Source organism: Deltaproteobacteria bacterium PRO3 (assembly GCA_030263375.1).
Classification (GTDB): Bacteria; UBA10199; UBA10199; order DSSB01; family DSSB01; genus DSSB01.
Map to the genome: position 1 here is coordinate 1 of SZOV01000113.1, position 8,736 is coordinate 8,736.

Below are 8,736 nucleotides of genomic sequence, written 5' to 3' on the forward strand. Positions count from 1 at the left end.
GCCTGCGCCTCTTCCATGATTCTTACGCCGTGCGCGGCGTGGTCGGCGACAGCGCCGAGCGCGTGGCGGCGCGCGTCGAGCTCAGCGCCGCCCTGCGCCTGGTCGCCGCCCGAGCCGAGCGGGTGAGCGACGCGGAGCAACGTCGCAACCTCCAGGCATTTTTGATCGAGGCCTTTTCCGGCATCGGGGAATGGGACGCCGCCGAGCGGGCGGCGGACGCGATCCGCCGCGACCTGCCCGAACCCGCGACGGTCTGCCGGGAGGGCGCCGCCGCGCCGGAGCTGAGCGTCGAGGACCGGGCGCTGTGGCTGTTGCGCCTGGGCGAGAGCTACCAGCGCATCGCCTTGGGCCGCGTCGCGGGGACGGAGACGGCGCCGAATCTCTCCCGCTTCCACGAGGTCCTGGACGACTTGAGCGGCCTTGGCGCCCGCCACGGCCGCCGCACGATGGTCCTCTACAGCCGCTTGATGCGTGCCTTGGTCGACAACGACCCCGCCGCGCCCCGCCTCTACGAGGCCCTGCGGGACTGGCGCCCGGTCGTCGAGGCGAGCGACGTGCCCGCCGACGAGAGCGGCGCCGTGGATTGGTCTTTGGTCGCGGCCCGCGCCGATGGCCCCGAACTCGCCCGTGCCTGGCGCGAGCTCGCGCGCGGGCCCCACGAGCCGGATCTGTTCCAGCGACTCGGTGCCCGGCTCTACGAAGGACCGGGTCGGCTGAGCGTCTTGGAGCGCAGCGCTCCGACCTTGCAGTGGCTCAGCATGATGGCGGAGGGGAATTTCCAGCAGCGCATTCACGCCGCGGCGGAGGAAGGCGAGGACACCACGGAGTTGCGCCGCCAGCGCGACGAACTGCGGGACGCGCTGACCCGGATCCAAGGCCTGATCCTCTCCGGCCGGGCCTCGGGCACCCGGGAGGCGATCCGCCTGCTCCCCGAGCTCACGGGCAATGAGGACGCGGCGCAAAATTTCTACCGCGAGATGGGTCGGATTTTTGAATATCGGGCCTTGGATGGAACCTTGGTCTCGATGAGCTCCCCGATCAGCGACCTGATCGACACCGAATCCATCGACGACCCCAACGCCCGCGCCGCCCGCCGCCTCTCGGTCGCGCGGGTCCTGATCCGCGAGGACGGCATCCACCACCGTTGCGACGCCGCCATCGCCTCGCTCTTGCAGACGATCGAGGCCAGCGGCCAGCCGGGCTACGCCCCGCCTTCCCTCGAGAGCGGGTTGAGGGAATTCTTCCACGGCACGGCGGACATCGACGTCTTGGCGGGGCTGTATAACCGCGCCGCCGGCAACCTGACTTTGCGCGATCAGGTCGCCAGCACGCGGGCCTCGCTGCCATACTGGCAGGCCACCAACCAATTGGTTGACCACCTCTTCAGCGTCGAGGGCGGCGTCATCGTCGTCGCCTCCCTGTTCACCGCGGGACTCGCGGCCGAGCTGGCGGGCGGGGCCCTGGCCCTCGAGCTGGGCGTGGAGGCCGCCACGATCAGCGGGCGGATGGCGATCGGGCTGACCCGTTTCGGCGCGATGTACGCGACCTTGAACACTACCCAGTTCGGGCTCACCGGCCTGTACCGCGCGGCCGAGGGCCGGCCGCAGATGACCGCCGAGCAGGCCCGCCTGCAGCTGATCACCTCCTTCTTCTCGCTGGGCGTCGGCGAGCTCTTCTCCGCGGGTGCGGGGACGGTCCTGCCCGGGCTGCTGCGCGGTGCGGGACTCTCCGGACGCGGCCTCGAGCTGGGCGTGGGCGCGGGCCGTTTCATGGCCTTCAACGAGGGCATGGTGCGCGGCGAGGACCTGGCCGGCGCCTGGGCCGGGGTGCCCGTCTCGCGGGATCCGCACGGCGTGCGCCTGTTCCGCGCCACCGTCGACGGGGCCCTGCTCAGCCTGGGGGCGCATACCGCCCGCAGCATGGTGCCGCTTGCGCCGCGCGAGGGGTTGCGGGTGGTCGCGGAGGGCGAGGCCCCGCGAAGCATGGACTGGCAAGGCTCCTGGGAGGCCTGGCGCGAGGCCTTCCGCAGCCACGCCCTAGGGATGGCCTTTCTGTTCACCGGTACGGGCCTTGGGGCCTTCGGCGTCCCGGTCCGGCGCGGCCGCGTCTCGGAGGGACGTGTCGGCGGCGTCGAAGGTCCGCTTCCGACGGCGCCGGACACGGGGCGCTGGTGGGAGAACCCGGACCTAGTCGAGGCGGCCGAGAGCGGCTTCCTCGCCCGCGAGATTGCCGACGTGCATTGGCCCGCGGAAGGTTCCGCTTCGGAGGCCCCGCTCCGCGTCGGCGAGGGCGAGCCCCTGCGCGAGGCGCAGATCCCGCAGGTCCTCGAGGTCTTGGAGGAGGTGGCGGTGTTGGCCGACCGCCGGGTGCGGCGGCTGCGCCTGCACTTGGAGGCCTTGGAGGGCGCCGACAACCTGGACCTCCTGGTCCAGGCGGCCCGCGAGCACGGCATGGGCCTGGAGCTCCGCTTGGGCGAGGGCGAGCGGGTCGTGATCGACGGTGCGGCGGAAGCGCCCCGCCTCGAGGGCCTGACGGCGGCGCGACTCCGAACCCTGCCCAATGCCCTCTTGGACGACGCGGCCGTCGATCTGCGCCTGGCGCCCGCCGAGCGCGTGACCGGGGAGCTGTTGGAATTTGTGCAAGAGGCCGCGCGGCGCGGCCGGCGCTTCACCCTGCGCAACGCGGAGGGAGAGGTCGTCGCCGCCCTGGCGGAGAACGGCCTGGCCCTGCACGCCGAGCGCATCCCTGAGGCGGCCTTGGGCGAGGCGATCGGCCGGGCCGATCCGGCTCGGCCGCTCCGTATCGTCATCGGAGGACGGTCGCGGATCGAGATCCTGCCCGGCACCGAGGGGCGCCGCAGCGTTAATGCCGAGCTGAGCGGCACGGACGCGGCGGTCGCCGAGCGCGTCTTGGCGACGCTCGCGGCGCTGAGCCGGGATTGCCTGAGCGGCGCCTACCTGCAGGTCCAAAATCTCCCCGCCGCCTCCGGCGCGGGGCTCCGCCGTGAGCTCGCCGCGCTGACCCGCCGCGGCCTCGAGTCGGGCGTCCAACGTCTCACGGTCACGCAGGCCGGCGCGCGATCCGGCTCCTATTTCCTGAGGCTCACCCGCAACCAGCCCGTCGTCCGCTTGGCCTACCAGCTGGAGACCTCCCAGCCGGTCAGCGCCCTGCCAGAGACCTTCGTCGAATACCTGACCCACGAGAGCGCGGCCTGGTCGCCGGAGCTCGCGGCCTTGCACCGCGACGGCCTGACCCGGATGTGGACGGCGGCCCTGGCCCACGTCGAGGCCTTTTCCCGGAACGGGCGGGAGCGGGAGTCCTACCAGCGCTATTGGAGCGAGCCGAATTCGGCGACGCGCTGGCTGCAGGGCCTGCAGACCCTCGTCTCCTACGGCCGCAGCGGCACCGCGAATGCGGCGCGCCTCCGCCGCGCCTTGGGCAATATCCTGGAATTCTCCGAACCCGCCGCGGGCGGCGGGCTGCTGGGCTACGAGCCCTTCGTCGAGCGCGCCCTGGGCGACAACGCCTTCGAGTTGATGCGGATCGGCGAGCAGGACATGGGGACGCTAACGCCCTGTCTCGAAAACATCGCGGGCTTGATGGGCCGCAACGGCGGCGTGGAATTGGGCGGGGCCTTCGTGGGCCTGGTCTACAAGGCGGTGGTGGCCGGCGACGGGGCCGCGCGGCACGAGGTGGAGGCCCTGCGCGACCAGGTCCGCGAGGCGGGCCGCATCCCGGGCGAGCGCTTCCGCTTCACCGTGCTTCCGGAGGACCGAGAGACGCGGGTGACGACGCCGGAATGGGTCGTGCAGCGGCTCGACGCCTCGGGGCGCCCCGTTCAGCTCTTGGCCGCCGAGGTCAAGGCCGTCAACGTCCGCGAACGGGGCGAGGCCGGCTTGGCCGAGGCCATCCGCAAGGGAACGCGGCAGCTGACGACGCACCTCTTCACCGACGGCGCCGCCGAACCGCAGGCCATGCTGGTCTTAAGGCTTTCCCACGCGACGAACCGCGGCGAGACGATCCGCGAGGTGCGGCGGATCCTGGACGGCGAATACGACACGCTGTCCAGATCGGGCGAGGCCTCGCTGCGCCGGGCGGCGGAACGGATGCGGGCCATGGATGTCCGGGTGTATTTCGAGACGGGACCCGAGGCCGCCGCCTCGAGCGTGCTGTTGAGTTTCCGCAACGGCCATTGGGAGGTCGCGGCGGGCCGGGAGACGGGGCTCGCGGCCGCTATGGGCGGACGCCGACGCTGAGTCTCACTCGGGGTAGTTCTCGGCGTGAAACCCCAGGTGGCGCGTCAAGAAGAGAAATTGCTTGTCGCCCAAGGTGACATCCCGCAGCGCCGGCAGGAACACCGCGGGGACCCGCGTCAACCTCTCTCTCCAGAGCACCTCGCCGCGCCGGTGGGCGAAGGCGTTGCCGGGATGGGGCCTGGCGGTCGCGGTCACGAAGCGCGAATGGAGGACGTGCGCGGTATCTTGCAACTCCTCCTCCGACAAGACCTCCCCGGCGCGCCGCCGGATCGCCGTCTGCACCTCGGCATCCATCCGCAGCCAGGAATGCGCGGGGGCGAGGTCCAAGAGCACCAATAAAGTTTTTGCGGCGGCCGCGTCGCGGATGGCGAGGTGTCCCAGGAGCCCGCTCACGTAGGCGGGCTGCTGGCCCAGGCGGGACTCGATCGTAAAGAACTCGGCGTTGAACTGGCGGACCGACTGGATCGGATGCCAAGTGACCATCGCGTGACGCAGGGATTCGATCCAGAGATCGGGGTCGCCGGCCTCGAGCATGCGGCGGGAGAGGTTCTCGGAGTTGGAAAGTTCCGTCTCGATGCGAAGCGGTGTGGGGTCTTCGCGTTGGCGCCTCGCGCGAGCCGAGTCCAAATAAATGACTTTAGCCCCGGGACGCCCGGGCCTGGGGGCACCGTCTCCGGGCCCTTCCGAATCCGACGACATGAAGACGATATGCTCGCGCATCGGGTCGCGACGCGGAGGGCCGCCGTGGCCGCTCGCCGGGATTCCGGCCCCGGCGGAATTCAAGGCCGGGGCGAGTCGGCCGGGCCACTCGAAGGCGGGCCTGACGCGGCCCGGGGATTCCCGACCGCTCGGCGCCGCCTCCAAAAGCGTCCGGCGCGTCAAAGCCTCCGGGGATGCCGTCGCGGGGAGCAGCCGGGAGGCGACCCGAAGCTGCAGCAGGGTGGCGAGGGCGTCGGTGAAGGTCGTCGCCCGCGGCTGCCTTTCGCGCAGGCCCAGCTCCTCCTCGAGCCGGCGGCCCAAGAGGAGGCCGACGAAAGGGCTTATGGACGGCAAGACCGCCCGCAGCGCGCCTTCGCCGAAGGCCCCGCGTCCCCAGGCGCCGAGGGCGAGACTTCCCAATCCTCCTACCAGGTGCATGGCGCCGAAGCTCAGATAGGCGCCCAGCAGTTCCTGCGTCCAGGGGCCCTGCTCAGAGGCCGCCGTTTCCGCGGTGATCCGGCGCAAAGTCCTGGAGCCCAAGACGAAGGCGGGCGCCTCGAGGAGCAGGCCCGCCGTGCCCGAGAGGAGCCTCGCACCCAGATTCCGCGTCAGGGGATTCGCCGCGGCCGAGCCCAGCAACGCGGCGGCGCCGAGGCGCGCGCGGGCGTAGCCGATGCCGGCAAGGACCATGCCGCCCAGGGAGCTGGTCTCGGTGCTGTGCGCCGCCAATCGCCGGAGCAGGAATTCCGCGCGGGTCCAGGCGTCGCCGCGCCCCAAGACCGCGTCCAGGCGGCTGCGGGCGCCGGTCCGCGCCGGGGAAGGATCGGGCAGCGCGGCCAGGCCGGCGTAAAGCGCCGTGGCGGCGGGGAGGCGATCGGTATTTTCCAGACCCCGGGCCAAGTGTAGGAGGGCCTCGAGGAGCTGGGCTGGATCGCGTTCCTCGGCCAAGGCGAAGATCTCTTGTAGGGTGGATTCCGGGATCAGGGCCAGCAGGCGGCCACGGGCGAGGACGCCCAGGCCGGCGAAGGCGCGGGCAAGCTCCTCGCGCGGCGGACTCTCGACCCATTCCGGGATCCCCGCGGCCTCGCCGAGCAGGCGGGCCAGGAAGGCCGTGGCACGGAGAGACGCGCCTCGGTCAGCCGCAGCGCCGCGTGAAAAAATGCCGTCAAATTGGCTTGGCCCCCGAATGCCATCGACCAATTGGACCTCACATTAAGAGGAAATAGGTATGCCCTTGTTTCGGTTTAGGGAAAAAAAGGTTGTCACCAAAACCAAGGCAGGCCGAGGAGGCGGAATATGGCGCGGGTGCCCTGCGGGTGTCCACCCCAAAAGGGCAGCCAACTCAGGGCGACGAAGTGAAAGGTGAGCAGGCCGGAGAGGGTCTTCGCCAAGATGGGTCGCGCCTGCATCCAGGCCTGGATCCGCCGCAGTCCGGCGCCGCCGGGGCCCAAGGCCGGGACGCGCAGTTTCCAAAAGTCCTGCCAGAGCCGGAGGACGCAGAGGCCCAGGCCGTGCCAGAGCCCCCAGATCAGGAAGGCCGGCGAGGTGACGTGCCAGAAGGCGCAGACCAGGAAGGTGAGGACGTAGTTGCGGTATTGGTGCTTGCGCTTTCCGCCCAAGGGCTCGTAGACGTAGTCGCGCAGGCAGGCGGTGAGCGTCATGTGCCAGTTGCGCCAGAAGTGCGCGAGGTTTCTTTGGAAATAGGGATAGTCGTAGTTCTCGGGCAGCCGGATGCGCAGGACCTCCGAGAGCATGATCGTGAGGTCGTTCGCGCCGGAGGCGATGAGGTAAAAGCTGATCGCCCGCGTATAGAGGATCTCGAGGAGCGCGGCGTAAGGGAGGGCGGTGGTCTGCGGCCAGAGCGCGTCGTAGTCGAGGCGGATCCAAAAGTAGCAGGCCCACAGCTTGGCCAGGCCGCCGCAGATTCGCAGCGACATCCCGAGGCTGAAGCGGGGCCGCCAGGCGGTTTTTTGAAAGAACTCCGTGGCGAAAAAATCCTGGTAGCGCTGGATCGGCCCGCCCTTCATCGTCGGGAAGTAGAAGAGGTAGAGCAGAAAATCCGTCAAGGATCCCAGGCGCAAGGTGCCGCGCCGCCAATCGACGTTGACATGGAGGACGCGCCAGAAGAGATAGGCGATTCCTAAGGCCTGGACGCTCGGCGCGGCGAGGCCGAAGCGCCCGGCGTTCATGAGGGCGAAGTAGCCGGCGACGAAGGCCGCGATGATGCCCAGGGCGACGGCCTTTTTCCCTCGAGCTCCGCAGGCATGGTCGGCCCAACGGAGCAGGCCGTACCAGATTGCGGTGAAGGCCAGTTGTCCGAGGACGAGGGGCGCGCCGAGGAAGAGGCCGAAGAAGCCCAGGCTTAAACCCAGCAGTAGCTCGCGACGCCGGGTGGGAAAGAGCCAAACCAGCGCCGCAGCCAGCGCGATCCCCGCGACCAGGCGCGGGAAGGCGTGGCCCAGGGCCTGAAACCAGGGAGAGGCGAACCACGGCGGGGGCATCGCCGGATGCTTTAAGCCAAATTTTTCGAAAAGCCATGAAGAAATCCGAAGCCCAACTCCTCTCGGTCTGGCTGCCCCTGCCGCGGCGCCGGGTCTTCACCTACGCGTTGCCTCCGGGGATGGCGCCGCCCGCCCCCGGGGCCCTGGTGCTCGCCCCGATGGGGCGCCGCAAGGTGGTGGGGCTCGTGGCTGAGCTCGGCGTGCCGGTGCCCGAGGGCGTCGCGGAGCTCAAAGAGATCCTGGACGTCCTGCCGGAGGACTTCGCCCTGCGCCCGCCCCTGCTGCGCGTCTTCCGCTGGGCGGTGGGCCACTACCTGACGCCGCCCGGCGAGGTCCTGCGCACCTTTCTGCCGCCGGCCCTCTTTAAGGAGGGCGCCGCCAAGGGCGAGCGGGCCCGGCAGCGGCCACCGGTCGAGGGTTTCGCGGGCGGGGAGCCGCCGGAGCTGACCGAGGCCCAGCAGGTCGCGATCGCAGAGGTCTTGGAGCGTTGCGAGGGTTTTCACGCCTACCTCCTGCACGGCATCACCGGCAGCGGCAAGACCGAGGTCTACCTGCGGCTCTGCGAGGAGGTCCTCCGCCGCGGCCGCGCCGCGCTGATTCTGGTACCCGAGATCGCCCTCACCCCGCAGACCCTGGGCCGCTTCGCCGCGCGCTTCGGCGAGGGGGTCGCGGCCTATCACTCGGGGATGACCGAGGCCCAGCGCCTGCAAGTGTGGTGGGGGGTGAAGGAGGGGAGGCTGCGGGTGGTAGTGGGGACGCGCTCGGCGCTCTGCCTGCCCTTTCCCGACTTAGGCATTTTGGTCGTCGACGAGGAGCACGACGCGAGCTACAAGCAGGAGGAGCGCTTCCGCTACCACGCCCGCGACCTGGCCGTCGTACGGGCCAAGGAAGAGGGGATCCCCGTCGTCCTCGGCTCGGCGACGCCCTCGGTGGAGACCCTCGAGAACGCGAGCCGCGGCAAGTACCGCCTGCTCAAGCTCCCCGACCGCGCGACGGCGGGACAGTTGCCCCGCATCCATTTGGTCGACCTCAAGACCCACCCCGCCGACCCCGAGACCCTGCTGACCGCGCCGCTCGCGGCCCGCGACGCGCCGTCGGCCGTAGCCGCACTCGACAGCGCCTTCGGCAAGGTTCTGGCTGCAGCCGTTCCGTGGACCACCAAGCTGCCGCAGGAGGCCGAGCCCGCGCCGAAAGACGCAGCACCGGCACACAAGGCTGCCCCCGAGGACGACATCCCCGAGCCGCCGGAGCCGCCCGCACCCTAACCCCGCCTCCGTCAT

At 70.5% G+C, this 8,736-nt stretch carries 3 protein-coding genes; 1 reads left to right on the forward strand and 2 read right to left on the reverse strand.

The window, feature by feature from the left end:
- Positions 1 to 4,259: 4,259 nt before the first annotated feature.
- Both FBR05_13375 and FBR05_13380 read right to left on the reverse strand, forming a co-directional pair.
- A complete protein-coding gene (locus tag FBR05_13375) occupies positions 4,260 to 6,155 on the reverse strand; it encodes a hypothetical protein (protein MDL1873170.1) in 1,896 nt (631 codons plus the stop codon).
- A gap of 62 nt (positions 6,156 to 6,217) precedes the next feature.
- A complete protein-coding gene (locus tag FBR05_13380) occupies positions 6,218 to 7,456 on the reverse strand; it encodes a hypothetical protein (protein ID MDL1873171.1) in 1,239 nt (412 codons plus the stop codon).
- Positions 7,457 to 7,491: 35 nt separating this feature from the next.
- Between FBR05_13380 and priA the strand changes: the two genes are divergently transcribed.
- Positions 7,492 to 8,721 carry a primosomal protein N' gene (priA, locus tag FBR05_13385; GenBank protein MDL1873172.1) on the forward strand — a complete coding sequence of 410 codons (1,230 nt, stop codon included), beginning with the start codon at positions 7,492 to 7,494 and terminating at the stop codon, positions 8,719 to 8,721.
- Positions 8,722 to 8,736: the final 15 nt, after the last annotated feature.

What these genes read in the sequence shown, in the direction of transcription:
- priA (MDL1873172.1), top strand. Translation starts at nt 7,492, where the DNA reads ATGAAGAAATCCGAAGCCCAACTCCTCTCGGTCTGGCTGCCCCTGCCG.
- FBR05_13380 (MDL1873171.1), bottom strand. Translation starts at nt 7,456, where the DNA reads ATGCCCCCGCCGTGGTTCGCCTCTCCCTGGTTTCAGGCCCTGGGCCAC.